Raw genomic sequence first — 26,107 nt, forward strand, 5'->3', positions numbered from 1 at the left:
GGGCCTTCTGGTTCGTCTGCGCGGATCAGGCCGCCGGAGCCGGCACGTACGGAGCGAGCTCCGCCGCCAGTTCCTCGTGGACCCGCACCTTCAGCAGGGTGCCCTCCGGGGTGTGCTCCTCGGAGAGGACCTCGCCGTCGGCGTGGGCGCGCGCCACCAGCCGGCCGAGCGTGTAGGGCACGAGGGCCTCCAGCTCGACCGAGGGGTGCGGCAGCTCGACGTCGATGAGCGCGAGCAGCTCCGCGATGCCCTGGCCGGTACGGGCCGAGACCGCGATGGAGCGCTTCTCGTTCCGCATCAGCCGCTGGAGCACCAGCGGGTCGGCCGCGTCCGCCTTGTTGATCACCACGATCTCGGGCACCTTGGTGGCGCCCACGTCACGGACGACCTCGCGCACGGCGGCCAGCTGCTCCTCCGGCGCCGGGTGCGAACCGTCCACCACGTGCAGGATCAGGTCGGAGTCGCCGACCTCCTCCATCGTGGAGCGGAACGCCTCGACGAGGTGGTGCGGCAGATGCCGTACGAAGCCGACGGTGTCCGCCAGTGTGTACAGCCGCCCGCTCGGGGTCTCGGCCCGGCGCACGGTCGGGTCGAGGGTCGCGAACAGTGAGTTCTCGACGAGTACGCCCGCGCCCGTGAGGCGGTTGAGCAGCGAGGACTTGCCGGCGTTGGTGTATCCGGCGATCGCGACCGAGGGCACCTTGTTCCGGCGGCGCTCCTGGCGCTTGATGTCGCGGCCGGTCTTCATGTCCGCGATCTCCCGGCGCATCTTCGCCATCTTCTCGCGGATACGGCGCCGGTCGGTCTCGATCTTGGTCTCACCGGGACCACGGGTGGCGAGGCCGCCGCCCGAGCCGCCGCCCATCTGACGGGACAGCGACTGCCCCCAGCCGCGGAGCCTCGGCAGCATGTACTGCATCTGCGCGAGAGCGACCTGCGCCTTGCCCTCTCGGGACTTGGCGTGCTGGGCGAAGATGTCGAGGATCAGGGCCGTCCGGTCGATGACCTTGACCTTGACGACGTCTTCGAGGTGGATGAGCTGGCCCGGAGACAGTTCACCGTCGCAGATGACCGTGTCCGCGCCCGTTTCGAGCACGATGTCCCGCAGCTCGTTGGCCTTGCCGGAACCGATGTACGTGGCCGCGTCCGGCTTGTCCCGGCGCTGGATGACCCCGTCGAGCACGAGCGCTCCCGCGGTCTCCGCGAGGGCGGCCAGCTCGGCCAGGGAGTTGTCCGCGTCGGTCGCGGTCCCCGAGGTCCACACACCGACGAGTACCACGCGCTCCAGACGGAGCTGTCGGTACTCGACCTCGGTGACGTCCTCAAGCTCGGTGGAGAGGCCCGCGACGCGGCGCAGGGCCGCACGCTCGGAGCGGTCGAACTGGTCGCCGTCCCGCTCTCCGTCGATCTCGTGGCTCCAGGCGACGTCCTCTTCCATCAGGGCATCGGCCCGAAGACCGTCGGGGTGGTTCTGCGCAACGCTCTGGGTGTCCTGGGAAGGGGAAGAAGAGGAGGTCATTGGGTCCTTACGTCGATGGGGATACCGGGGTGACGGACTCCTCGCCCGTCACCAGCTCAACGCCCGGGGCCGCCGGGAGATTCCCGCCCGGGGCCACGGGGCCGTGCCGCCGACCCGAAGTGTCGTCGACGTGAAGATGTTCGCACGGCACGCCCCGTCTCGTCACTCGAATTCCCGGGGGTCGCGGGGCACGCCCTGCGGGAATCACCGGGCGCGCCGCGCCGGGGTCAGCCGGCGCGTTTCGCGGCCTTCTCGGCGGGCGCCGCGCTCTTCCAGTCCGGGTGTCCGGGCATGGGCGGGGTCTTCTCCGCGTAGAGCCACGCCTTGAAGAAGCCGCTCAGCTCGCGGCCGGCGATGCCCGTGGCCAGGCGCTCGAAGTCTGCGGTGTCGGCGACACCGTCGTGGTGGGTGCTGACCCAGGCGCGCTCCAGCTGCTCGAAGGCGGGGCGGCCGATCTCCTCGCGCAGCGCGTACAGGACGAGGGCGCTGCCGTCGTAGACGTTCGGGCGGAAGATGCTGAGCTTCTCGCCGGGCTCGGCCTCCTTCGGGGCGGCAGGCGGGCCGCCGGCCCTGCGCCAGGTGTCGGACGACCGGTAGGCGGCCTTCATCCGGGCCTCCATGGGCCGGTCGGCCTTCTCCTCGGCGAAGAGTGCCTCGTACCAGGTGGCGTGTCCTTCGTTGAGCCACAGGTCGGACCAGGTGCGCGGGGAGACGCTGTCGCCGAACCACTGGTGGGCCAGTTCGTGCACCATGATCGACTCGACGTACCACTTCGGGTACTCGGACCGGGCGAAGAGTTCCCTCTCGAAGAGGGAGAGCGTCTGCGTCTCCAGTTCGAAGCCGGTACGTGCCTCTGCGATGAGCAGCCCGTACGTCTCGAAGGGGTACTCGCCGACCTTCTCCTGCATCCAGGCGATCTGGTCGGGGGTCTTCTTGAGCCAGGGCTCCAGGAGCTCGCGGTCCTTGGTGGGGACCACGTCGCGTACGGGGAGACCGCCGGGGCCGTTGCGGCGCACCACGGAGGAGCGGCCGATGGACACCTGGGCCAGCTCGGTGGCCATGGGGTGCTCGGTGCGGTAGGTCCAGGTGGTGCCCGCGGCCCGGCGGGTCGCCCCTACGGGGAGTCCGTTGGCGACCGCCGTGTAACCGTCGGGGACGGTGACCCGGACGGTGAACATCGCCTTGTCCGAAGGGTGGTCGTTACCGGGGAAGACGCGGTGTCCGGCGTCGGCCTGGTTGGCCATCGCCAGCCCGTCCTTCGTCTGCACCCAGCCGCTCTGCTGGTCCTCCGTGGAGACCGGGTTGCTGTCGTGGTGCACGGTGACGCGCATCGGGATGCCGGGCGGCAGAGCTTCGGCGGGCGTGACGACCAGGTCCTCGCCGGCGCTGCGGAACTCCGCGGGCTCGCCGTCGACCTCGACGGACCGCACTGTTCCGTGCGAGTAGTCAAGATTGAACTGCTCCAGCCAGTCCGTCGTACGGGCCTCGATGACCGTCACGGCCGGCAGCGGCTTGGTGTTGCTTCCCGAATAGGTGAAGGCCAGGTCGTACGCCGTGACGTCGTACCCGGGATTGCCCAGGTGGGGGAAGAGACGGTCGCCGATACCAAGCGGTGACGGTGCGGGGGCACTCGCGGCGATGAGGCAGACGGACGCGGCGGAGGCGAGCAGCGCGGTACTGAACCGCCGCTGTCGTCGCTGTCGGGGGGCCGTGGGGACCGGCGTCCCGGCGCTGTGGGGGGTGGTGCGGGTGCGCAGCATGGACCACGGCTATCAGCGCGTGGCGCGCCCACGGCGCCGACTCGCACCGGAGCCACCCGAACGGCCGCGTTCAGGGACGCGAAGAACGGCGCGGCCTCGCGTCTTCAGGGGCGCGGGGAACGGCGCACTCCTTTGCCTTCAGGCCCGCGGGCAACGACGCAGCCTTGCGTCCTCAGGGGCGCGGGGAACGGCGCAATCTTTTTGCTTTTAGGGGCGCGGGGAACTGCGCGACCAGCCACGACGCACCCGCACCCACCCTGCGACCCGCCCGCCTCCCCCGCCCCCTGAAGGGACCTGAAAAGGCTGCGACGGCCCGCTACGAAGCCGTCGACTGATGATGAGCCCGGCTGACGTCGAAGACGCCCGGGACATTGCGCATCGCACGCATAAGCGCGGGCAGATGCGCGGCGTCCGGAAGCTGAAGCGTGTACGTATGGCGTACACGCTGCTGGCTGGGCGGTTCGACGGTCGCCGAGACGATGGCGACCCCCTCCAAGGCGATCGCTTCGGTGAGGTCGGCGAGGAGATGGGGCCGCCCGAAGGACTCCGCGAAGAGCGTGACCCGGCACTCGCTGCTGTCACCCCAGTGCACCTCGACCTCCGCGCGCCCCACGCCCTTCATGCGCTCCACCGCGGCGCACTCCACGCGGTGCACGGTCACCACTCCCCCGCGTACGGAGAACCCGGTGATCGCGTCGGGCGGTACGGGCGTGCAGCAGCCCGCGAGACGTACGGTCGCGCCGGGCCGGTCGACGACGACGTCCGCGGCGGCCGGGCGGGCGGCGGGCCCGTCCGCGGCCGGGCGGCGGGTCTCGGCGGGGGCTTCGGACGGTGCGGCGGACGCCGGGTGCGCGGCCAGCCAGCGGGTGATGGCGATGCGGGCGACGGGCGTGTGCGCGTGCTCCAGCCACTCCCTGGAGGGCTCCGAGGCCGGATCCTGGCCCATGAGCAGTTGAACGGTGTCGCCGTCGCTCAGAACGGTGCTCAGCCTCGCCAGGCGGCCGTTGACGCGTACGCCGATACAGGCGTGCGCGTCCTCGCCGTACTGGGCGTAGGCGGCGTCCACACAGCTGGCGCCCGCGGGCAGTCCGAGTGTGCCTCCGTCGGGACGGAAGACCGTGATCTCCCGGTCCTGGGCGAGGTCCTCACGGAGCGTGGACCAGAACGTGTCGGGGTCCGGCGCGGCCTCCTGCCAGTCGAGAAGGCGGGACAGCCAGCCGGGGCGGGTGGGGTCGGCGCGCTCGCCGTCGGCGGCGCGGGAGCCGTCGGCCTGCTCCTCGGCGGACTCCACGGAATCCACGGACTCCGTGGGAGAGGCGTAGGGATTGCCGAGCGCGATGACGCCGGCCTCTGCGACCTTGTGCATCTGGTGCGTACGGATGAGGACTTCGGCGACCTGTCCGTCGGGGCGGGCCACGGCCGTGTGCAGCGACTGGTACAGGTTGAACTTGGGAACGGCGATGAAGTCCTTGAACTCCGAGACCACCGGGGTGAGACAGGTGTGCAGTTCGCCGAGGACCCCGTAGCAGTCGGCGTCCTCGTTCACGAGGACCAGCAGGCGGCCGAAGTCGGCGCCGCGCAGCTCGCCGCGTTTGCGCGAGACGCGGTGCACGGAGACGAAGTGCCGTGGCCGGATGAGGACTTCGGCCTGCAGACCGGCCTCGCGCAGGACCCCGCGCACCTCTTCGGCGATCTCGGCGAGGGGATCGTCGGTGCGCGAGGAGTTCTTGACGATGAGTTCGCGGGTGTGGGCGTACTCCTCGGGGCGCAGGATCGCGAAGACCAGGTCCTCAAGCTCGGTCTTGAGCGCCTGGACGCCCAGGCGCTCGGCGAGCGGGATGAGGACGTCACTGGTGACCTTGGCGATGCGTTCCTGCTTCTCGGGCCGCATGACTCCGAGGGTGCGCATGTTGTGCAGCCGGTCGGCGAGTTTGATCGACATCACCCGGACGTCACTGCCGGTGGCGACGAGCATCTTGCGGAACGTCTCGGGCTCGGCGGCCGCTCCGTAGTCGACCTTTTCGAGCTTCGTCACGCCGTCGACGAGATAGCGGACCTCCTCGCCGAACTCCGCGCGCACCTGATCGAGCGTCACTTCCGTGTCCTCGACGGTGTCGTGGAGCAGGGAGGCGGTCAACGTCGTGGTCTCCGCGCCCAGTTCGGCGAGGATCAGCGTCACGGCGAGCGGGTGCGTGATGTACGGCTCGCCGCTCTTGCGCATCTGACCGCGGTGCGAGGACTCGGCGAGGACGTAGGCGCGGCGCAGCGGGTCGAGGTCGGCGTCGGGGTGGTGGGCCCGGTGGGCCTCGACCACATGGCCGATCGCGTCGGGCAGCCGGTCGCGGCCCGCGGGCCCCAGCAGAGCGGCCCGGCCCAGGCGCCGCAGATCGATCCGGGGGCGGCCCCGCCTGCGCTGTACCGCGGGCGTGATGGGGCCGGGCGTCGCGGGGTTCGTGGCCTCCGCACTCATGGGCACCTCCGGCTGCGTTGACCGGCGGACGGGGCGCCCCATGGCGTACGCGGCTCTGGGGATGGCGTCGTTCCCCCGTCCGGGCCGGTCCTTGATGCTACCGAGCCCACCACGCCCGACTGACCGCCTCTCGCCGAGCGTGAAACGGATCACCCATTCGAGCGAAGGTTCAGGGGGTCGTGTTTTCGAGCCATTCGGTGTCGATCTCACCCTCTGCGACGATCACCGCGGGCCCGGTCATCTCGATCTCGCCGTCGGGGCGCTCGGTGATCACGAGCCGGCCGCCGGGCACGTCGACGGTGTATGTGGCCGGAGTGCCGGTCACCGCGGGGTCTGCGCCGTCCCTGCGCGCGGCGGCCACGGCCACGGCGCACGCGCCCGTGCCGCACGAACGGGTCTCGCCCGAGCCGCGCTCATGGACACGCAGAGCAACGTGACGAAGGCCACGGTCGACGACGAACTCGACGTTCACGCCGTCCGGGTACGCGGACAGTGGGCTGAACGGCGGTGGGGCGTACAGATGTCCGGCGTGGTCGAGGTCCTCGACGAAGGCGACGGCGTGGGGGTTGCCCATGTTCACGTTGCGGGCGGGCCAGCTCCGGTCTCCGACGGTCACGGTGACGTCGCCCTCGGGGAGGACCGCCTTGCCCATGCCGACGGTGATGTCGCCCTCCTTGGCGAGATGCACGGCCTTCACGCCCGCGCGCGTGGCGACCGCGATGTCACCTTCGGCCACATGGCCGGCGCGCTGGAGGTAGCGCGCGAACACACGCACTCCGTTGCCGCACATCTCCGCGATCGAGCCGTCGCCGTTGCGGTAGTCCATGAACCATTCCGCTTCGGCCGCCATCGAGCGGGCCTCGGGGTGCGCGGCGGACCGCACGACATGCAGCAGGCCGTCCCCGCCGATGCCCGCGCGGCGGTCGCACAGGGCCGCGGCGGTGGCCGGGGGCAGGTCGATGGTGTTCTCGGGATCCGGAACGATCACGAAGTCGTTCTCGGTCCCGTGCCCCTTGAGGAAGGCGATCCGCGTGCTCATTCCTCGATCGTAAGGGGTCGGTACGACAGCCCGGCATGCCCGCCGGTCGCGGCAGCCCGGCCGAGCGGTCCCGCAGATGGCCGCGCGGGCACGAGGCCGTGCCACGAGGGGGCCCTGGGCGCCTCAGCGCAGGCGGGCCACGCGCCACACCGCGAGCACCACGACGGCGGCGACGAGGACCGCGTACGCGATCGCGACGCGCCAGTCGGGGCGGCGGCCGGAACCGCGCTGCGGCAGGCCGGGCCACGTGTAACCGACCCGACGGGCCGCCATCATGCCCCAGCCCGCGGCGCACGAGCAGATCAGCAGGCCGAGCATGGCGATCATGGCTCCGCTGTCGCCGAAGTCGAAGGCCAGCGGGAAGGCGAACATCAGGGAGCCGAGAGCGGCGAGGCTCACGATGGGAGCGAGCTGCCAGATGCGCATGCGGCGCTGCGGGCGCAGCTCCACCTCGACCTCGGGCCCCGGATACATCTCATCGGGCTCGGGACCGTCCTCGGTCACCCCGCCGATGATCTCGTCGGGGCCGTCGGGGCTCAGCCGGTCCCCGTCGGGGTCCTGCTGGTCCCGCGCGGTGTCGTGCACCCCGCCGGTGACGGTGTCCTGCTCCGCGCCTGGTGCGGTGTCACGAGGGCCGGCCTCCATCGCCACGCGCCCTCCCCACTCGGACTCCACTTGGTCGATCGAAGCTCGATGATGGCACGGCGCCAGAGGCCCGGATGACGGCCGGAGCGTCCCGATGCCAGGACGTGATCAGGCTGTGACCGGTCGTTCGACCAACGCCAGCGCAAGCTGCGGAAGTTCTGTGAGATCCGCCGCGGCCCCACTCAGCCAATGCACCCGCGGATCGCGCCTGAACCACGAATCCTGACGGCGCGCGAAGCGCTTGGTGGCACGTACGGTCTCGGCCCGCGCCTCGTCGTCGGTGCACTCTCCGGAGAGCGCCGTGAGCATCTGCTGGTAGCCGAGCGCGCGCGACGCCGTACGCCCCTCGCGCAACCCTTGCGCCTCCAGTGCGCGCACTTCCTCGCCGAGGCCCCCCTCCCACATGCGGTCCACACGGCGGGCGATGCGCTCGTCGAGCTCGGGGCGCGCCACGTCGACACCGATCTGCAGGGTGTCGTAGACGGAGTCGTGGCCCGGGAGGTTGGCGGTGAAGGGTTTGCCGGTGATCTCGATGACTTCGAGGGCCCGGACGATACGGCGGCCGTTGCTCGGCAGGATCGCGTGGGCGGCCTCGGGGTCGGCGACGGCCAGCCGGGCGTGCAGGGCGCCGGAGCCACGCAGGGTGAGCTCCTCCTCCAGACGGGCCCGCACCTCGGGATCCGTACCGGGGAATTCGAGGTTGTCGACGGCGCCTCGGACGTACAGGCCGGAGCCGCCGACGAGGATGGGCCAGCGGTCCTCCGCGAGCAGCGCGTCGATGCGGATGCGCGCGAGGCGCTGGTACTCGGCGACGCTCGCCGTCACCGTGACGTCCCAGATGTCCAGCAGGTGATGGGGAACACCGCCGCGCTCCTCGGGCGTCAGCTTGGCGGTGCCGATGTCCATCCCCCGGTAGAGCTGCATCGAGTCTGCGTTGACGACCTCACCGCCGAGGCGCTGGGCGAGATGGACGCCGAGATCGGACTTTCCGGCCGCGGTGGGACCCACGACGGCGATGACCCGCGGAACGGGAGCTGCTCTACTCACCGTCACAGTCTCGCAAACCTCGGGCCCACTTCTCGAACGAGCTACGTGACGGTACGGGTCCGGGGTCGTTGCCTGTTGCGAGGTTCCAGCCGCCGGTTTCGAGGACCGGTGACCCCGGGCGACGCAATGGGACGCACCGGGCGACGCGGAATTTCGCCCACACGAGCAGGTTATGGAGACGAAATGGGCGTTTTTGCATGGCTTCTTCGCAAAGAGAGGTCTGAATCCCAAGGGACCGAGGAGGCGGCGGCCGCCGAGGCGCAGACGGACGGGCTGAAGGCCGGGTCCGAGACGGAGAAGCAGACGGAAGCGGGGGCTGAGCCGGTTTCGGCCGACGCGGACGCCGGGGCCGGGCCGGAGGCCGCGGCCGTCGACGCCGACGCCGCTCCCGCCGCCGAGGCCGCTTCTTCGAGCGCGTCCGCGGCGGAGAGCACGGCTGCGGAGGCCGCCGGGAGCGGCGAGGCCGCGGCGGAGGTCGTCGAGATCCCCAAGCAGCAGTCCGCCGAGGAGGCGGCCGACAGCGAGGTCGGCGAGAACGCCCGGTAGCGACGGCGTGACGCCTTCGCCGCCCGCGCGGGTGCCGCGTTCGGCGTGCGGCGTTCGGCGTGACCACACTTCGGCGGACGGCCCCGGAGCGATGGTGGCTCCGGGGCGTCCGCCGTGTTCGCACGGACGCGGGGCCCTGCGGGCTGCGTGGGCCGCGAGGGGTGCCTTTCGGCTGCGGGCGCGCTGCGGCTGGGCGCGGTTTGGCAGGCGCTCGGCACTTTGGGCTGCGCGGGCCGCGAGGGGCGCTTTTCGGCTGCGGCTGCGCTGTGGCTGGGCGCGCAGTTCCCCGCGCCCCTGAGGGGCCCGGCGGGGCTGGCAGGCGCTTGGCGCGGTCGCCCCCCAGCCCCGTCCCCCAGCCCTGCCTTGCCCCCTGAACCCTCGCGCAGTCTTTTCGCCTTTAGGGGCGCGGGGAACTGCGCGAGCAACCCCCACCGGCCCGCAGATTCCATGGGCGCGCGGCCCCCAGGGGCGCGGGGAACTGCGCAATCTTTTGGCTTCACCCTGACCCACGCACCGTCCCGCCCCAGGCCCCAGCCCCAGCCCCAGCCCCAGCCCCAGCCCCAGCAACGCTACGACCAGGTCGCGACCACGTAGCCGACGCCGTAAGGGGCGTCCTCGTACAGCAGCGTGCCATGGAGGGCCGCTTCCTCGGCCGCGCCCGCCAACACCTGCCACGGCGCCCGCCCCGACACCTTCAGTTCGTACGCCAGCTCCGCGTCCAGGGACTTGAGCGCGGCCACGTCCGCCGTGCCCAGCGCACGCGCGGCCTCCGCGTCGAAGCCCGCCGCCCGCTCGTCCAGATAGCCCGGCGCCTTGAGCGTGCGGCACGCGCTGGAGTCGCCCATCACCAGCAGCGCCACTCGCCCGGGGCCGGCGGCGATCTGCCGCCCGACTTGGATACACCGCTCGGCGGCGAGCGGTTCCCCCACGCCGATGCCCTCGACGGGAGCGTCGGACCAGTCCGTACGGCCGAGCAGCCAGGCGGCGACGGCCAGCGAGGCCGGCAGCATCCGTCCGGCGACCGCGGCGGAGGGCTCGGCGGGGCCCTCGGACGCCCCGGTCCCGTTCCGGCGCCCGTTCCCGCCGAGCCGCACGTCGAGGTCGACACCGAAGCCGCGGAACGAACCGTGCGAGCCCTCCGGATGCGGCCCGCGCCCACTCTCCTCGGCGGGTCCGACGACCACCAGCCGGTCCGGGCGGGCGGCGGCCAGTACCCCCAGGGCGTCCGTGCAGGCGGCACGTGCGGCGTCGAGTTCGGGCGCGGCCCCCGCGGCCACGTCGGGCACGAGCAGGGGCGGACAGGGGCACACGGCGGCGGCGACAAGCATGATCGGCAGCGTAACCCCGCGCGGCGGCCGGGTGTCAGTCCTCGATCAGCACGTCGGTGAGGTCGATGAGGGTGAGCACGAGAACGACCAGTTTCCCGTCGCTGATCACGTACTCCACGAACAGGTTGCGCGACAACGCGATCTCGCGCGTCGCCTCGTCACCGCGAACGGAATGGGAGAGCTTGTGCCGCGGCTCGGTCACCAGTATGGCCAGGCCCCGCTCCAGCACGTCGCGCCGGTCGGCGGGCAGGCTGTCGCGCACCTGGGCAGCCTCTTCGGTGAACGCAACTCTGTAGGGCAGCACGTCATGCTCCTTCCCACCCGTAATGTGCCAGGCCGTCAGTCCAGACCGCAACCACTGCCCGTGACGGCCGGCAGCGGCTCCGGGACGCCGATCTGCGGCAGCCCCAGCATGACGCCGGCCGGCTTCGCGGCCTCAGCGGTGTTGCGCTTCTCCCAGGCGTCCCCCGCGCGCGTGCGACGGACGTCCAGCGGGGCGCCCTCGGCGAGGAGGTGGTGCGGGGCGGCGTACGTGATCTCCACGGTGACGACGTCCCCGGGGCGGACCTCGGTGTCGGGCTTGGTGAAGTGCACCAGGCGGTTGTCGGGAGCGCGCCCGGAGAGGCGGTGCGTGGCGCCGTCCTTGCGGCCCTCGCCCTCGGCGACCATCAGCTCCAGGGTGCGGCCGACCTGCTTCTTGTTCTCGTCCCAGGAGATCTCCTCCTGGAGGGCCGACAGGCGCATGTAGCGCTCCTGCACGACCTCCTTGGGGATCTGCCCCTCCATCGTGGCCGCCGGGGTACCGGGACGCTTGGAGTACTGGAACGTGAACGCCTGCGCGAAGCGGGCCTCGCGGACCGCGTGGAGGGTCTGCTCGAAGTCCTCCTCGGTCTCGCCGGGGAAGCCCACGATGATGTCGGTGGTGATCGCGGCGTGCGGGATCGAGGCGCGCACCTTGTCGATGATCCCGAGGAACCGCTCCTGCCGGTACGAGCGGCGCATCGCCTTCAGGACGGTGTCCGAACCGGACTGCATCGGCATGTGGAGCTGCGGCATGACGTTCGGTGTCTCGGCCATCGCGGCGATGACGTCGTCCGTGAAGTCGCGCGGGTGCGGCGAGGTGAAGCGCACGCGCTCCAGGCCGTCGATCTTCCCGCAGGCCCGCAGGAGCTTGCTGAAGGCCTCACGGTCGCCGATGTCGGAGCCGTAGGCGTTGACGTTCTGGCCGAGCAGGGTGATCTCGGAGACGCCCTCGCCGACGAGGGCCTCGATCTCGGCGAGGATGTCGCCGGTCCTGCGGTCCTTCTCCTTGCCGCGCAGCGCCGGGACGATGCAGAAGGTGCACGTGTTGTTGCAGCCGACGGAGATGGACACCCAGGCCGCGTACGCGCTCTCGCGGCGGGTCGGCAGTGTCGACGGGAACGCCTCCAGCGACTCGGCGATCTCTACCTGCGCCTCTTCCTGGACGCGGGCGCGCTCCAGGAGGACGGGGAGTTTGCCGATGTTGTGCGTCCCGAAGACGACGTCCACCCAGGGCGCCCTCTTCACGATGGTGTCGCGGTCCTTCTGGGCGAGACAGCCGCCGACGGCGATCTGCATGCCGGGCCGCTTCGTCTTCATCGGCGCGAGCCTGCCGAGGTTCCCGTAGAGGCGGTTGTCGGCGTTCTCCCGCACCGCGCAGGTGTTGAAGACGACGACGTCGGCGTCACCGTCGGAGCCTTCGGGAGCACGTACGTAACCGGCACCCTCCAGCAGCCCGGACAGCCGCTCGGAGTCGTGGACGTTCATCTGACATCCGTAAGTACGCACTTCATACGTTCTGGTCAGGTCCACTGCCCGGCTCCGGTCACTGCTGCTCATGTGACAAGGGTAGGCGGTGCCCGGAGTGCACCCCGCCCCATGGGTACCGCGTGCGCCCCACCCGATGGAGCCCCGCGTGCGCTCCGTAGCCACCGCCCTGGTCATCCGGGCCGGTGAGCTGGCAGGATCGCGCGCATGTTCCAGGCACTCTCCCCCCTCGGCCGACGCCGGGCCCTGCAGGGTTCGGCCGCCGCCTTCGTGGCCTTCGGGCTGCTCCTGTGGTGGCTGCTGCCGCTGGGCGAGAGCTCACCGGGCGGGAAGGTCGTCTTCAGTACGGGGACACGGACCGGCGTGTACCAGCTGTACGGAAACCTGCTGCAGGACGCGCTCGCCAAGGACATGCCGCGCCTGGACGTGGACCTGGAACAGAGCGAGGGCTCCCAGGAGAACGTGGAACGGGTGGCCACCGGAAAGGCCGACTTCACCATCGCCGCGGCCGACGCGGTCGAGAAGTACATGGACAGCGGCAAACCCGGCGCGGACCAGCTGCGCGGCTGCGCGCGGCTGTACGACGACTACGTGCACGTGGTCGTTCCCGAGGACTCCCGCGTGGACTCCATCGCGGACCTGAAGGGCAAGCGGGTGGCGATGGGACAGCCGGGCTCCGGGGTGCTCCTGATCGCGGAGCACGTGCTGGCGGCGGCCGACCTCGGCCCGAAGGACGTCAAACCGGTGTACGCCGGTATCTCGGACATGCCGGAGATGCTGGAAGAGAAGAAGATCGACGCGTTCTTCTGGTCCGGCGGACTCCCGACCGGCGCCGTGAGCGAGCTCTCCAAGCGTTTCGACATCAAGCTGGTCCCGATCACGGCCGATCTGGTCGCGAGGCTGCACAAGCCGGGCGCGGGGTCCAGCTACTACCGGTCGGCCCTCATGCCGGCGGACACGTACCACGGGGAACGCAACAACGCCGCGGTCCAGACGGTGGCGGTGGCGAACCTCCTGGTGACGCGGGCCGGAACGGACGCGACGCTCACCGAGGGCATGACCAGGACAGTGATCAACAGCCGCGACCGCATCGGCAAGCAGGTGCACGCCGCACAGCGCGTGGACCTGAGGACCGCCATCTACACCGACCCCCTGGACCTGCACGAGGGCGCACAGCGCTACTACCGCTCGAACAAGCCGTAGCCGCCCGGCCGGAGACGGGCTCCCGAGCACACCCTCCCCCGGCCCCTGGAGGCCTCCTGGAGGCCCCTGTACGCCCTCTCAGGCCCCGAGCACCGTCCGGGGGACCGTGACGGTCACCTTCAGCCCGTGCGGCTCGTGGTGGGCGTACGCGATGGAGCCGCCGCCCGCGGAGAGCAGCGCCCGGGAGATCGACAGGCCGAGTCCCGAGCCCTTGATGTTCTGGTGGCCCGCGCTGCGCCAGAAGCGGTCACCGACGCGGGCCAGGTCCTCGTCGCTCAGACCGGGGCCGTGATCGGTGACGACGATCGTCGAGACCTCGCCGTTCGAGGCCACCGCGACCCCGACGGACTCCCCCTCGGGCGTGAACTTCAGCGCGTTGTCGATGACCGCGTCCAGGGCGCTGGACAGCGCGACGGCATCGACCCAGGCGGTCGTGGCGGGGCACGTCCCCACGAGCCGTACGCCCTTGTCGTCGGCGACCGGCGACCAGGACGCCACGCGTTCGGCGGTGAGCTCGCCGATGTCGGTGAGCCGCAGGTCCGCGTCGGCGTGCTCGGCGAGGGCGAGGTCCAGGAGGTCGTCCAGGACATGGGCCAGGCGCTTGCCCTCCGTACGGACGGCGCCGATCTCCTCGTTGCCCTCGGGCAGTTCCAGCGCGAGCAGTTCGATGCGCAGCAGCAGGGCGGACAGGGGGTTGCGCAGTTGGTGGGAGGCGTCGGCGACAAAGGCGCGCTGCTGCTCCAGGACTTCCTGGACGTTGTCGGCCATCTCGTTGAACGACCGGGCCAGCCGCCTGAGTTCCGGCGGTCCGCCGGCGGCGGCGACCCGGGACTTCAGACGGCCGGTCGCGATGTCGTGGGTGGTGGCGTCCAGGACGCGCACGGGCCGCAGCACCCAGCCGGTCAGACGCAGCGCGGCGCCCAGCGCGAGGAGCATCGCGCCGATCTCGCCGGCGCCGATGACGAGCCAGCCGTGCAGGATCCTGGACCGCATCTGTCCGGTGGGCGAGTCGGTGACCACCACCGCGACGACGTCACCGTCCCGGATGACGGGGGACGCGACCACGAGACGGTCCCGCTGCCACGGCCAGACCTGCTCCGGATCATGACTGCGGCGGCTCTGGAGCGCTTCGTCGAAGGCGGCGCGGACCTCGCCCTTCCTGGGGATGGTCCAGTCCTCGGGCGCGTTGGCCATGATGTCGTCGTCGCGGTAGAAGACACCCGCGTTGATCCCGTACAGCTTCTGGTACGTGTGCAGTTCCTGCCGGAGCGTCTCGCCGCGCTGTTCGGTGGCGCTGACCCGTGAGCCCTCCGGGCGGTCGGCCACGAACTGCGCCAGGGACGCGAAGCGTGCCGTGTCGTCGATGCGGTCGACGACGACCTTCTGCTGCTGGGCGGCCGCCAGGCTCGCGGCGAGGGGGATGCCCAGGGCGAGCAGGATGGCCGCCATCAGCACGATGAGCAGCGGAAGAAGGCGTGTGCGCACCGGGGCCCGCTACGCGGCGGGCGCGACGAGCCGGTAGCCGACGCCGCGCACGGTCTCGATCAGGGCGGGCATGCGCAGCTTGGAACGCAGTGACGCGACATGCACCTCCAGGGTGCGGCCGGTCCCCTCCCAGCTGGTGCGCCAGACCTCGCTGATGATCTGCTCCCGCCGGAACACCACTCCGGGCCGCTGGGCGAGAAGCGCCAGCAGGTCGAACTCCTTGCGGGTCAGCTGGACGACCGAACCGTCGACGCTGACCTGCCGGGTGGGCAGCTCGATGCGTACGGACCCGAGGTGCAGCGCGTCGTCGGCGGGGGCCGCCGTGTCGTCGGGGACGGTGCGCCGGGCGACGGCGTGGATACGGGCGAGGAGTTCCCCGGTGTCGTAGGGCTTCACCACGTAGTCGTCGGCGCCGAGGTTGAGTCCGTGGATCCGCGAGCGTACGTCCGCGCGCGCGGTGACCATGATCACGGGCGTACTGGTCCGCTTGCGGATCTTGCCGCAGACCTCGTATCCGTCCTGGTCGGGCAGCCCGAGGTCGAGGAGTACCACTCCGAAGCCGTTGCCCTCCGGGACGAGTGCCTGGAGTGCCTCCTCGCCACTGCGGGCGTGGGTGACGGCGAAGCCGTGGCGGGCGAGGACCGCGGACAGAGCGGCTGCGACGTGGTTGTCGTCCTCGACGAGGAGCAGTCTCATTTCGGCCCCCTTCAGTTCATCGTGCGTACGTTGTCGGTGCATAGACAGTGGATAGACATGCGTTCCCGGTGGTCGGACACGGCCACGCGCGCGTGTTCCCTGGCAGTCAGGCCGATGGACGCGGACGGCGTCAAGCATGTTCGGGGCGCGGCCCGCATCCGTTACGCAGCCGGTACGCGCCCGAGGCGGCCTTCACGAAGAGTGTCTGTTTGCCGCCGGATCGTTATGCTCAATTTCCCCTCAGATGTAATGACGCTGATCGTGCGGCGTTACTACTGTCCTCCGCAACCGAGGAGGACGGAGCTAGAGGCCGATGACCGAAGTATCGGTGACCAAGGACGCCCTGCCCGCGGCCGATGATCTGGTCGTGCTGAAGAACGTGAACAAGCACTTCGGTGCGTTGCATGTACTTCAGGACATCGATCTGACCATCGCCCGTGGTGAGGTTGTCGTGGTCATCGGACCCTCCGGGTCCGGAAAGTCCACCCTGTGTCGCGCGATCAACCGTCTGGAGTCGATCGAGTCGGGATCCATCACGATCGACGGGAAGCCACTGCCCGAGGAGGGCAAGGCACTCGCCCGTCTGCGTGCGGACGTCGGCATGGTGTTCCAGTCGTTCAATCTGTTCGCGCACAAGACAGTGCTCGAAAACGTGATGCTGGGCCAGCTCAAGGTTCGCAAGGCGGACAAGAAGGAAGCCGAGGAGAAGGCCCGCGGCCTGCTCGACCGGGTCGGTGTCGCCGCCCAGGCCGACAAGTACCCCGCGCAGCTCTCCGGCGGACAGCAGCAGCGTGTCGCGATCGCCCGGGCGCTGGCGATGGGCCCCAAGGTCATGCTCTTCGACGAGCCGACGTCGGCTCTCGACCCGGAGATGATCAACGAGGTCCTGGAAGTCATGCAGCAGCTCGCGCGTGACGGGATGACGATGGTCGTAGTCACCCACGAGATGGGATTCGCCCGTTCGGCGGCCAACCGCGTCGTCTTCATGGCGGACGGACGCATCGTCGAAGAGGCTGTGCCGGACCAGTTCTTCAGCAATCCGCGCAGTGACCGGGCGAAGGACTTCCTGTCGAAGATCCTGCACCACTGACGACCTACGGCACCCGCACGCCGGATCGCACTTCTTCACCACTCAAAGGATGTTCACCATGAAGCTCCGCAGGGTCACCGCCGCCTCGGCCGCCGTCCTCGCACTCGCTGTCGCCGCCACCGCGTGCGGTTCCGACGACAAGGACGACAGCAGCAGCTCCTCCGGGGGTGGCAACAAGAAGATCACCATCGGCATCAAGTTCGACCAGCCCGGCATCGGCCAGAAAACGCCGGACGGCTACGCGGGCTTCGACGTCGACGTCGCGACGTACGTCGCCAAGGAGCTCGGCTACAGCGAGGACCAGATCCAGTGGAAGGAAGCGAAGAGCGCCGACCGCGAGACCATGCTCCAGCGTGGTGACGTCGACTTCATCGCCGCCTCCTACTCGATCAACGACGAGCGCGCCGCGAAGGTCGACTTCGCCGGCCCGTACCTCCTCGCCCACCAGGACGTGCTGGTCCGCGCCGACGACAAGGACATCAAGTCGCCGGAGGACCTCAACAGCAAGAAGCTGTGTTCGGTCACCGGCTCGACCTCGGCGCAGAACGTCAAGGACAAGCTCGCCCCGAAGGCCCAGCTGCAGCAGTACCCGACGTACTCCGCGTGTCTGACCGGTCTGCAGAGCGGCGCCATCGACGCGCTGACCACGGACGACTCGATCCTCGCGGGTTACGCCTCGCAGTCGAACTTCAAGGGCAAGTTCAAGCTCGGCGGCTTCAAGATGACCAACGAGAACTACGGCATCGGCGTCAAGAAGGGCAGCGACCTCAAGGCGAAGATCGACAGCGCCCTGGAGAAGATGGTCTCCGACAAGTCGTGGGACAAGGCCGTCGAGGCCAACTTCGGTCCGGCCGACTACAAGAACGAGCCGGCGCCGAAGATCGGCAACGTCGTCAAGTAAAGCGGGATCCGACCTGACCGGTGCGTCGTCCCCTCGGGGCGGCGCGCCCGTCAGGAGGGCCCTCCCCACACGCGGAAGCACGGGAGATCGTGTTCGATTTTCTTGAAGGTTACAACCTGTGGGAAGCCTTCTGGACGACGGTGCAGCTGACCGTCCTGTCCGCCGTCGGCTCCCTGATCTGGGGAACTCTGCTGGCCGCCATGCGGGTCGGTCCGGTGCCTCTCATGCGCGGTTTCGGTACCGCCTATGTCAATGTCGTGCGGAACATTCCGCTGACGGTCATCATCCTGTTCACGTCTTTGGGTCTCAACCAGACGTTCGGGGTCGAACTCGGCTCGAACGTGACCGACACCACCAACTTCCGGCTCGCGGTGCTCGGTCTGATCGCGTACACCTCGGCGTTCGTGTGTGAGGCGCTGCGGTCGGGCATCAACACGGTGCCCGTCGGCCAGGCCGAGGCCGCACGTGCCCTCGGTCTGAACTTCACGCAGGTGCTCACTCTGGTCGTGCTGCCGCAGGCGTTCCGTTCGGTCGTCGGTCCGCTGGCCAACGTCCTGATCGCATTGACGAAGAACACCACGGTGGCCGCCGCCATCGGCGTCGCCGAGGCCGCGCTGCTGATGAAGGAGATGATCGAGAACGAGGCTCAACTCGTCCTGATCTCCGCGGTCTTCGCGTTCGGATTCGTCTGTCTGACACTGCCGACCGGTCTGATCCTCGGCTGGGTGAGCAAGAAGGTGGCGGTGAAACGATGAGCTCGGTCCTCTACGACTCGCAGGGCCCCAAAGCCAAGCGGCGGAACCTCGTCATCTCGGTGGTGTTCGTCGCCGTCCTCGCCGCGCTGCTGTGGTGGATGTACGGCGTGCTGGACGAGAAGGGCCAGCTCGCGTGGGAGCTGTGGAAGCCCTTCTTCCACGGGGAGGCCTGGAGCACCTACCTCTGGCCGGGGCTGCAGAACACCCTGAAGGCTGCGGCGCTCGCCATGATCATCGCCCTGCCGCTCGGAGCGGTCCTCGGTATCGCCCGGCTGTCCGACCACGTGTGGGTGCGTGGTACGGCCGGTGTGGTGGTCGAGTTCTTCCGCTCCATCCCGGTGCTGGTCCTGATGATCTTCGGTCTGGCGCTGTTCGCGGAGTACACGAACGTCAGCACGGACGACCGTCCGCTGTACGCGGTCGTCACGGGTCTGGTGCTCTACAACGCCTCGGTCCTCGCCGAGATCGTCCGGGCGGGCATCCTGTCGCTGCCCAGGGGCCAGGCCGAGGCCGCGTCGGCCATCGGTCTGCGCAAGAACCAGACCATGCGGTTCATCCTGCTGCCGCAGGCGGTCACGGCGATGCTGCCGGCGATCGTCAGCCAGCTCGTGGTGATCGTGAAGGACACCGCCCTCGGTGGCGCGGTCCTCACCTTCTCCGAGCTGATGGCCTCCGTCAGCCCGATGAGCGCGTACTACGGCGCCAACACCCTCGCCAGCTTCACGGTCGTGGCGCTGATCTTCATCGCGATCAACTTCTCGCTCACGAGCTTCGCGAGCTGGCTGGAACGCCGGCTGCGCCAGGGCAAGAGGTCCACCGGCGCGGTCGTCACCGCGGACGCGGTGGAGGAGCTCAGCACGCCGGGTGAGCACGTGGGCGGCCAGAAGTAGGCAAGCCCTGCGAACAGGGCACGCCCGGCGCAGAACTGACGAGATGTGAGCAACCGGAGGCAGTGGCGTCGTCGCCACTGCCTCCGTCACTTGACGCAAGCACCGGCAATAGGTTGCATACGTTCTGTGATCGTGTACCCCGCTCCACCTGCAAGTCCCGGTAGGACACCCAGTACGCCTCTCCGGGCAGGGGGCACCGCGCCGTGGACCCGGTGATCATCGTCGGAGCGGGGCCCGTAGGACTCACGCTCGCCCTGGCGCTCGCGCGCCAGGAGGTCCCCTCGGTCGTCCTGGACGAGGGCCCCGGCAAGGACGAACAGCGGCTCGCGCGTACGGCCGTCCTGCGCGAGGACACGGCCGCGCTGATCGGGCGGCTGACGGGCTTCCCCGTCGCAGAGACGGGCTTCCGTTGGTCCGGATGGCGGTCGATGCGGCGCAAGCAGGTGATGCGGGAGATCACGTTCGGCGAGGACGATCCCGCACTGCTGCACCTCCCCCAGCACGTGCTGACCGCCGCCCTGCGCGAGGCGATCGGGACCGAACGCCTGGTCAGGGTCGCCGCGGAGAGCCGTCTCGACTCTCTTGAGCAGGAGGCCGCAGGCGTCACCGCGCACACCCGGGGCCCCAAGGGCACCTGGTGGCGCGGCAGCTACCTGGTCGGCTGCGACGGACCCCGCTCGACGGTCCGCAAGCTCCAGGACATCCGTTTCCCGGGACGTACGGCCGTGGAACGCCACGCCGTCGCCGCGCTGCGTACGGAACTCCCCTGGCCCGGCGAAGCGTTGCTGCACCGCACACCGCCGTGGCGGACCTCGGGCCCCCCGGTCTCCGAGGTGACCGCGCGCCCCCTCGCCGACGACGTGTGGCGCATGGACTGGCTGCTGCCGCCCGGCAAGGACCTGGTCACACCGGACCTCCTGGTGGCACGCGTCCGGGAGACCCTCGCGGGCTGGAGCGGGGGCACCACCCCGCCGTACGAGCTGCTCGACACCGGGGTTCACACGGTCCACCACCGGCTGGCGCGGCGCTGGCGGGCGGGCCGGGTCTTCCTCGCCGGGGACTCGGCGCATCTGCTCGGCGCACTGGGCACCCAGGGCCTCGACGAGGGTCTGCGGGACGCCGACAACCTCGCGTGGAAGCTGGCCCTCGCCTGGCACCACGGCCCGCACGAGGCACTGCTCGACAGCTACCAGGTGGAACGGCGCGCGATCGTCGCCGCGCGCCTGCGCGCCGCCGACCAGGCACTGCCTCTGCTACGCGGCGGAGGACTGCGTTCCGCGGTGCCCGGGGCGGCCCGCGGCCATGACGCCCTCCTCACTGACGGGCACCTGGGGCGCGGACCACTGGGCGCGCCGGGGGCGCACACCTATTCACCGCTCGCACCTCCGCACGCCGAGTCCGCGGTCGAGGTCGACACGGCGCCGGGTGCCGCGATCTCCGATGTACGGGTGACCGCGGAGGACGGTTCGTCCGTGGCCTTGCGCGACCGGCTGGGCCGGGGCGCGCTGCTCGTGCTGCTGATCGCGCCGGGGACCGTGGTGTGGGACCGCAAGCACTGGGTGACGGCCGGGATCATGCCGCGGCTCGCCGCCGCCGTGACCGCGCTGCCGCACCGGGCCGAGCTGCTGGTCGCCGAGAGCTACCCGGGCGCGGCCGCGCACACCGTGCTGCTGATCCGCCCGGACGGGCACCTGGTCACGGCGTTCGGCGGGGTCCGTCCCGCCGACCTGTACGAGGCCGCGGAGGCGGCTCTGGGCGGCCCCCGGACCACGGCGGAGGCGCCCGCGAGCAAGTCCTGAAGGGCGCCTGTTTCCCCTGTGACAAGGGCCGCTGTCCAACCAATGACACTGAGTTGACCGGCCCGCACCGTCATGGTGTACTCCGGATCGTGACCGACACCTGTGTGCGCCTGTGGCGGCGAGTCCATATGGACCTCGTCCGCTATGCGGGCTGCGTGTGTCGCCCGTCCTGCTGAATTCGCATCCTCTGCAATCTCGCGCGTGAGGCCCCTCGGCTGCCGCGCGCACCCACGCGAACGCTCATCAGGACGGTACCCGTGTCTGTGTCACCTTCTGTTCCCGCTTCCGCCGGTTCCGCCGCCTCCACCGAGGCCCGTACTCCCACCCAGGCCGAACTGCTGGACTTCGTACGGCGCACGGCCGCCGACGCCGAACTGATCGCCTCCCTGCCGCTCGATCCCGAGGGACGTACGTGGGTACGCCTCGAAGGTCCTGGCGGCAGCGAGGCCTGGCTCATCGGCTGGCCGCCCGGTACGGGTACCGGCTGGCACGACCACGCCGAGTCGGTGGGCGCGTTCCTCACCGCGTCCGGCGAACTCAAGGAGAACTCGCTCGTCGCACGGCTGCCCACCGACGGCTGGAAGACCCTCGAACTCAACGAGGGAATCGACCGTGAGCGCCGCCTGTCGGCCGGCAAGGGCCGCTCGTTCGGCCAGCACCATGTGCACGAGGTGCTCAACGAGTCCACCGAGGAGCACGCCGTCTCCGTGCACGCGTACTACCCGCCGCTCCCCCGGATCAGCCGCTACAGCCGCACCGGCCAGATCCTGCGCCTGGAGCAGGTCGAGCGCCCCGAGGACTGGCAGTGACGGCCGAACTCCCCGTGGGGATCGACGAGTTGCTGGAGCGGGTCCGCGCGGACCTGGCCCGGGTCGAGGCGGAGGCCGCCCACGACGCGGCACAGGCGGGCGACGCCCTGCTCGTCGACATCCGGTACGCGGCACTGCGTGAGCGCGACGGCCTGATCCCTGGCGCGCTCGTCGTCGAGCGCAACGAACTGGAGTGGCGGCTCGACCCGCAGGGCAGCCATCGCGCGCCCGAGGCCACGAGTCACGACCTGCGCGTCGTGATCGTCTGCAACGAGGGCTACGCGTCGAGCCTCGCCGCCGTCTCTCTGCGGCAGCTGGGACTGCACCGGGCCACGGACCTGGTGGGAGGCTTCCAGGCCTGGCGAACGGCGGGCCTGCCGGTGGAAACGACTACGGCTACGGCCTAGGAGACATCGGCCTCGGCCTACGGCACCGTCTGTGCACAGGTATCTGCACACAGACGGTCACCCAGCTTCCTGAGGGGGGGGGACACCCACCCCCACCTCACGCTCCGGGGCCGGGCCCGAGCGCGATGGGCGCCCCCGCGCGTCCACCGTGCCCGGACCCTGCCTCGGAATCGCAGGGACCGAAATCCCCCTGGTGAAGCCTCTCGGCTCCTTCAGAACTCCTCGTCGCCGAGGAACTCCGCGTCCTCGCCCTCTTCTTCAAGCGCCTGGCGGACCACGCGCAGGGCGATGCCCTGGGAGTAGCCCTTGCGGGCGAGCATGCCCGCGAGGCGCCGAATGCGCTTGTCACGGTCGAGACCGCGTGTGGCACGCAGCTTGCGCTCCACGAGTGCGCGTGCGGTCTCCTCCTCCTGGTCGGAGTCGAGTTGCGCGACCGCCTCGTCGATCAACGTGGGGTCCACGCCCTTGGTCCGCAGCTCCTGGGCGAGTGCCCGCCGGGCGAGACCCCTGCCGTGATGGCGGGACTCCACCCAGGCCTCCGCGAAGGCGCTGTCGTTGATCAGCCCGACCTCTTCGAAGCGTGACAGCACCTCGTCCGCCACGTCGTCCGGGATCTCGCGCTTGCTCAACGCGTCCGCCAGCTGCTTGCGCGTCCGCGCGGTCCCGGTGAGCAGGCGCAGACAGATCGCCCGCGCCTGCTCAGCCGGGTCCTTTGGCTGCTCCGCCTTCTCGGCCCTCGACGAGGAAGGGGCGCCTCCGTCCTGTGCGTCGCCGGACGACTCTCCGAAGCCACTGCGCCGGCCCCGCCCCCGCCGGGCGCGGCCTCCACGCCCCGGAGCGCCCTCGTCCCGCGCCCCGTCCCGGTCTCCTCCGTCCCCGTCCCCGCCCCCGTACGGCCACTCGCCGGCGCCGGGCCCTGAGCCGACGCCCGATGAACCGCCGCTTTCCCGCGAGCCGTCACCGCGCGACCTACCACGGCCGCCTCGCCGACCATCTACAGACCGGTGATCCCCGCGCTCGCCGTATCCCCCGTTCGTGCCCGCGCCCGTGCCCGATCCCGATCCCGAGGCGCCGGGACCGAACGGCTCATCCCCGCCGTACGGTCCACCGTCCTCGTACCCACTGCCGTCTTCGTCCTCGCCACCTCTGCCGGCAGAGCCGAAGTCTCCCCCGCGACCCTGGCCCTGCCCTTCAGGGGCTGCGGGGTAGACGTACTCGGCCCAGTCCGTTCGTCGTGTCACGGACTAGCTCTTGGCCGCCGCGGCCTTGGGCTTGACGGTCTTGGCCGCGGGAGCGGGAACAGTCTTCGCGCCCTCTCCTGCCGCGACCGCCGCCGCGTCCGCGCCCGGCTCGGCAGCGGGCTTGTCCTTCTCCGCCTTCACACCGACGCCCAGCTTCTCCAGGATCTTCTTCTCGATCTCGTTGGCGAGGTCGGGGTTGTCCTTCAGGAAGTTGCGCGCGTTCTCCTTGCCCTGGCCGAGCTGGTCGCCCTCGTACGTGTACCAGGCGCCGGCCTTGCGGACGAAGCCGTTCTCCACGCCCATGTCGATCAGGCCGCCCTCGCGGCTGATGCCCTGTCCGTAGAGGATGTCGAACTCGGCCTGCTTGAAGGGCGGTGCGACCTTGTTCTTGACGACCTTGACGCGGGTGCGGTTGCCGACCGCGTCGGTGCCGTCCTTCAGGGTCTCGATACGACGGATGTCGAGGCGCACCGAGGCGTAGAACTTCAGCGCCCGGCCACCGGTCGTGGTCTCCGGCGAGCCGAACATCACGCCGATCTTCTCGCGGAGCTGGTTGATGAAGATCGCGGTGGTCTTCGACTGGTTGAGCGCGCTGGTGATCTTCCGCAGTGCCTGGCTCATCAGACGGGCCTGCAGACCCACGTGCGAGTCGCCCATCTCGCCCTCGATCTCCGCGCGCGGCACGAGGGCCGCGACGGAGTCGATGACGATGAGGTCGAGCGCGCCGGAGCGGATCAGCATGTCCACGATCTCCAGAGCCTGCTCGCCGTTGTCCGGCTGCGACAGGATCAGGTTCTCGATGTCGACGCCGAGCTTTTTCGCGTACTCGGGGTCGAGGGCGTGCTCCGCGTCCACGAAGGCCACCTGGCCGCCGGCCTTCTGCGCGTTCGCCACGGCGTGCAGCGTCAGGGTCGTCTTGCCGGAGGACTCCGGTCCGTACACCTCCACCACTCGGCCACGCGGCAGGCCGCCGACGCCGAGTGCGACGTCGAGGGCCGTCGAGCCGGTGGGGATGACCTCGACGGGCTCGTTCGGCCGCTCGCCGAGGCGCATCACCGCGCCCTTGCCGAATTGCCGTTCAATTTGTGCGAGCGCGGCGTCGAGCGCCTTCTCGCGGTCGGTTCCTGCCATGGGTTCCACCCGATTTGCTTGTGTCGATCGCTTCACGTCAAAGACGCTAACGCCTGCCACTGACAATCCGCCCCGACGCCCGTCCAGCCTGTGGATAACTCGGGCACTTCCGCATGAAATCCCCGCCCGCATCCCGTTCCGGGCTTCGCCAGAGCCTCCATAAGAATGGATGTTCGATTTTGATGTCAAGCGCATCAGGCACCAGGGTGAGGGTGTGTCGCGCCCGTGCCGCCGGACCGTTCCGGGGCCTCGCGGGCAGCCCGCAACGACCTCAGGATGAAGCGCGGGGCCCGTCACCCTCACCCGGCAGCGGCCCGTCGCCCTCACCCGGCGGCGCCCCCTGGGAACCTCCGCGCAGCAGCTGCCGTACACGCTTCAGGAGGGTTCCTGAGCCCCGTTCCCGGCGCCCGTGCACCCGCGGGTCGTCCGTGACGGCGTACCGCTTCACGTACGCACCCAGGAAGGCCTGGAGGGTGGCGACCGCGGGGATGGCGATCAGTGCGCCGACGGCTCCGAGCAGGGCGGTGCCCGCGATGACCGACCCGAAGGCGACCGCAGGGTGGATGTCCACGGTCCTCGCGGTCAGCTTGGGCTGCAGCACATAGTTCTCGAACTGCTGGTAGACCACGACGAAGACCAGCACCCACAGCGCGTACCAGGGGTTGACCGTGAAGGCGATCAGCATCGGCAGGGCGCCCGCGAGATACGTGCCGATGGTGGGGATGAACTGCGAGACCAGTCCCACCCAGACGGCGAGCACGGGCGCGTAGTCCACGCCGAGGAACTCCAGCAGGACGTAGTGCGCCAGGCCGGAGACGAGCGCCATCAGGCCGCGCGAGTAGAGATACCCGCCGGTCTTGTTGACGGCGATCTCCCACGCACGCAGGACCTCCGCCTGCCGGGACGGAGGCAGCACCGAGCACAGCGCGCGCCGCAGCCGCGGGCCGTCGGCGGCGAAGTAGAACGCGAACAGGGTGATCGTCAGGAGCTGGAAGAGGCCGCCCAGCACCTGCGCGGACACGTCCAGGACGCCGGTGGCGCTGTTCTGCACGTACTTCCGGAGCCAGTCGGAGCGCAGCAGGCTGTCCTGGATGTCGACGCGGCTCAGCTCGGTGTGGAAGGTGGTGTTGATCCAGCTGATCACCGATTCGACGTACTTCGGGAAGTCCTCGACGATGTCGATGATCTGCCCGGCGAGCATCGAGCCGAGCAGCGTGACGAAGCCCGCGCTCACGATCATCGTGATGAGGAACACGAGGCCGGTGGCCAGCCCTCTGCGCATGCCGAATGAGGACATCCAGCTCACCGCGGGCTCTATGGCGAGGGCCAGGAAGAACGCGATCAGGATGTTGATCAGCAGCCCGGTCAGCTGGTGAAAGGCCCAACTGCCCAGTTGGAAACAGGCGATGAGGGCAAGGGCGAGCACCATGGCCCGCGGCAACCAGCGCGGCATGCGGGCGCCCCCCTCGGCCGCACCTCCGGCCGGGGGCCTGGGAGGTGTCGTGCCGAGCGGTGATGCGTGCTGTCCGACCTGGGCGGTCTCGTCTGTCGATGCCAC

At 70.2% G+C, this 26,107-nt stretch carries 24 protein-coding genes; 10 read left to right on the plus strand and 14 right to left on the minus strand.

Features of this window, described 5'->3' with window-relative positions; translation table 11 throughout:
• Positions 1–25: 25 nt before the first annotated feature.
• From hflX to miaA, 6 genes are all read right to left on the minus strand, one after another.
• Positions 26–1,519, minus strand: a complete 1,494-nt coding sequence (gene hflX, locus J8N05_RS32995; RefSeq protein WP_107021471.1) for a GTPase HflX — start codon at positions 1,517–1,519, stop codon at positions 26–28.
• Between the two features lie 227 nt (positions 1,520–1,746).
• Complete coding sequence (locus J8N05_RS33000; RefSeq protein WP_210889259.1) at positions 1,747–3,279, minus strand: M1 family metallopeptidase; 1,533 nt, start codon at positions 3,277–3,279, stop codon at positions 1,747–1,749.
• A 316-nt stretch (positions 3,280–3,595) separates the two neighbouring features.
• The gene (locus J8N05_RS33005; protein ID WP_210889260.1) at positions 3,596–5,749 is read right to left on the minus strand and encodes a RelA/SpoT family protein; all 2,154 of its coding nucleotides are present in this window, start codon (positions 5,747–5,749) and stop codon (positions 3,596–3,598) included.
• Positions 5,750–5,918: 169 nt separating this feature from the next.
• Positions 5,919–6,788 (minus strand): diaminopimelate epimerase, encoded by an 870-nt coding sequence (gene dapF, locus J8N05_RS33010; protein WP_210889262.1) that lies wholly within the window; start codon positions 6,786–6,788, stop codon positions 5,919–5,921.
• A 123-nt stretch (positions 6,789–6,911) separates the two neighbouring features.
• Positions 6,912–7,433, minus strand: coding sequence for a hypothetical protein (locus J8N05_RS33015; RefSeq protein ID WP_210890543.1), 522 nt, complete (start codon positions 7,431–7,433; stop codon positions 6,912–6,914).
• A 108-nt stretch (positions 7,434–7,541) separates the two neighbouring features.
• Positions 7,542–8,480: a tRNA (adenosine(37)-N6)-dimethylallyltransferase MiaA gene (gene miaA / locus J8N05_RS33020; RefSeq protein WP_210889263.1), complete on the minus strand. Its 939-nt coding sequence runs from the start codon at positions 8,478–8,480 to the stop codon at positions 7,542–7,544.
• Between the two features lie 183 nt (positions 8,481–8,663).
• Between miaA and J8N05_RS33025 the strand changes: the two genes are divergently transcribed.
• Positions 8,664–9,026 (plus strand): hypothetical protein, encoded by a 363-nt coding sequence (locus J8N05_RS33025; RefSeq protein WP_210889265.1) that lies wholly within the window; start codon positions 8,664–8,666, stop codon positions 9,024–9,026.
• Positions 9,027–9,595: 569 nt separating this feature from the next.
• Here J8N05_RS33025 and J8N05_RS33030 read toward each other — a convergent pair.
• From J8N05_RS33030 to miaB, 3 genes are read right to left on the minus strand one after another with little or no spacing between them, the layout of a single operon-like run.
• Positions 9,596–10,354 (minus strand): class III extradiol dioxygenase subunit B-like domain-containing protein, encoded by a 759-nt coding sequence (locus J8N05_RS33030; protein WP_210889267.1) that lies wholly within the window; start codon positions 10,352–10,354, stop codon positions 9,596–9,598.
• A gap of 34 nt (positions 10,355–10,388) precedes the next feature.
• Entirely contained in the window at positions 10,389–10,658 is a 270-nt protein-coding gene (locus J8N05_RS33035; protein WP_210889269.1) for a hypothetical protein, read from the minus strand.
• Positions 10,659–10,693: 35 nt separating this feature from the next.
• Positions 10,694–12,214, minus strand: coding sequence for a tRNA (N6-isopentenyl adenosine(37)-C2)-methylthiotransferase MiaB (gene miaB / locus J8N05_RS33040; protein ID WP_210889271.1), 1,521 nt, complete (start codon positions 12,212–12,214; stop codon positions 10,694–10,696).
• Between the two features lie 135 nt (positions 12,215–12,349).
• Here miaB and J8N05_RS33045 point away from each other — a divergent pair, with 135 nt between their 5' ends.
• Positions 12,350–13,345: a TAXI family TRAP transporter solute-binding subunit gene (locus J8N05_RS33045; RefSeq protein ID WP_210889273.1), complete on the plus strand. Its 996-nt coding sequence runs from the start codon at positions 12,350–12,352 to the stop codon at positions 13,343–13,345.
• A 78-nt stretch (positions 13,346–13,423) separates the two neighbouring features.
• On the opposite strand, the gene J8N05_RS33050 is transcribed toward J8N05_RS33045, so the two are convergent.
• Complete coding sequence (locus J8N05_RS33050) at positions 13,424–14,830, minus strand: sensor histidine kinase (RefSeq protein WP_210889275.1); 1,407 nt, start codon at positions 14,828–14,830, stop codon at positions 13,424–13,426.
• 9 nt (positions 14,831–14,839) lie between these two features.
• Complete coding sequence (locus J8N05_RS33055) at positions 14,840–15,526, minus strand: response regulator transcription factor (protein ID WP_210889277.1); 687 nt, start codon at positions 15,524–15,526, stop codon at positions 14,840–14,842.
• A 313-nt stretch (positions 15,527–15,839) separates the two neighbouring features.
• Here J8N05_RS33055 and J8N05_RS33060 point away from each other — a divergent pair, with 313 nt between their 5' ends.
• The 8 genes from J8N05_RS33060 (at position 15,840) to J8N05_RS33090 (ending at position 22,177) form a co-directional block, all read left to right on the plus strand.
• Positions 15,840–16,616 (plus strand): amino acid ABC transporter ATP-binding protein, encoded by a 777-nt coding sequence (locus tag J8N05_RS33060; protein WP_210889278.1) that lies wholly within the window; start codon positions 15,840–15,842, stop codon positions 16,614–16,616.
• A 58-nt stretch (positions 16,617–16,674) separates the two neighbouring features.
• Complete coding sequence (locus tag J8N05_RS33065; RefSeq protein ID WP_210889280.1) at positions 16,675–17,517, plus strand: glutamate ABC transporter substrate-binding protein; 843 nt, start codon at positions 16,675–16,677, stop codon at positions 17,515–17,517.
• Positions 17,518–17,606: 89 nt separating this feature from the next.
• Positions 17,607–18,272 carry an amino acid ABC transporter permease gene (locus tag J8N05_RS33070; RefSeq protein ID WP_210889281.1) on the plus strand — a complete coding sequence of 222 codons (666 nt, stop codon included), beginning with the start codon at positions 17,607–17,609 and terminating at the stop codon, positions 18,270–18,272.
• Positions 18,269–19,162 carry an amino acid ABC transporter permease gene (locus J8N05_RS33075; protein WP_210889283.1) on the plus strand — a complete coding sequence of 298 codons (894 nt, stop codon included), beginning with the start codon at positions 18,269–18,271 and terminating at the stop codon, positions 19,160–19,162. The genes J8N05_RS33070 and J8N05_RS33075 overlap by 4 nt, the downstream gene beginning before the upstream one ends.
• A 203-nt stretch (positions 19,163–19,365) precedes the next feature.
• Positions 19,366–20,961 (plus strand): FAD-dependent monooxygenase, encoded by a 1,596-nt coding sequence (locus J8N05_RS33080; RefSeq protein WP_210889284.1) that lies wholly within the window; start codon positions 19,366–19,368, stop codon positions 20,959–20,961.
• A gap of 104 nt (positions 20,962–21,065) precedes the next feature.
• On the plus strand, positions 21,066–21,137 hold the full coding sequence (locus tag J8N05_RS48095) for a putative leader peptide (protein WP_309544753.1): 72 nt from the start codon (positions 21,066–21,068) through the stop codon (positions 21,135–21,137).
• 81 nt (positions 21,138–21,218) lie between these two features.
• On the plus strand, positions 21,219–21,770 hold the full coding sequence (locus J8N05_RS33085; protein WP_210889287.1) for a cupin domain-containing protein: 552 nt from the start codon (positions 21,219–21,221) through the stop codon (positions 21,768–21,770).
• Entirely contained in the window at positions 21,767–22,177 is a 411-nt protein-coding gene (locus J8N05_RS33090; protein ID WP_407699950.1) for a rhodanese-like domain-containing protein, read from the plus strand. The genes J8N05_RS33085 and J8N05_RS33090 overlap by 4 nt, the downstream gene beginning before the upstream one ends.
• Positions 22,178–22,389: 212 nt before the next feature.
• Here the strand turns inward: J8N05_RS33090 and recX are convergent, their stop codons facing one another.
• The 3 genes from recX to J8N05_RS33105 all read right to left on the minus strand — a co-directional run bounded on the left by recX (position 22,390) and on the right by J8N05_RS33105 (position 26,107).
• Complete coding sequence (gene recX / locus J8N05_RS33095; protein ID WP_210889288.1) at positions 22,390–23,418, minus strand: recombination regulator RecX; 1,029 nt, start codon at positions 23,416–23,418, stop codon at positions 22,390–22,392.
• 3 nt (positions 23,419–23,421) lie between these two features.
• Positions 23,422–24,549 (minus strand): recombinase RecA, encoded by a 1,128-nt coding sequence (recA, locus tag J8N05_RS33100; RefSeq protein ID WP_210889290.1) that lies wholly within the window; start codon positions 24,547–24,549, stop codon positions 23,422–23,424.
• A 271-nt stretch (positions 24,550–24,820) separates the two neighbouring features.
• Positions 24,821–26,107 carry an AI-2E family transporter gene (locus J8N05_RS33105; protein WP_210889292.1) on the minus strand — a complete coding sequence of 429 codons (1,287 nt, stop codon included), beginning with the start codon at positions 26,105–26,107 and terminating at the stop codon, positions 24,821–24,823.

The sequence above is a fragment of the Streptomyces liliiviolaceus genome, from assembly GCF_018070025.1.
GTDB lineage: Bacteria > Actinomycetota > Actinomycetes > Streptomycetales > Streptomycetaceae > Streptomyces > Streptomyces liliiviolaceus.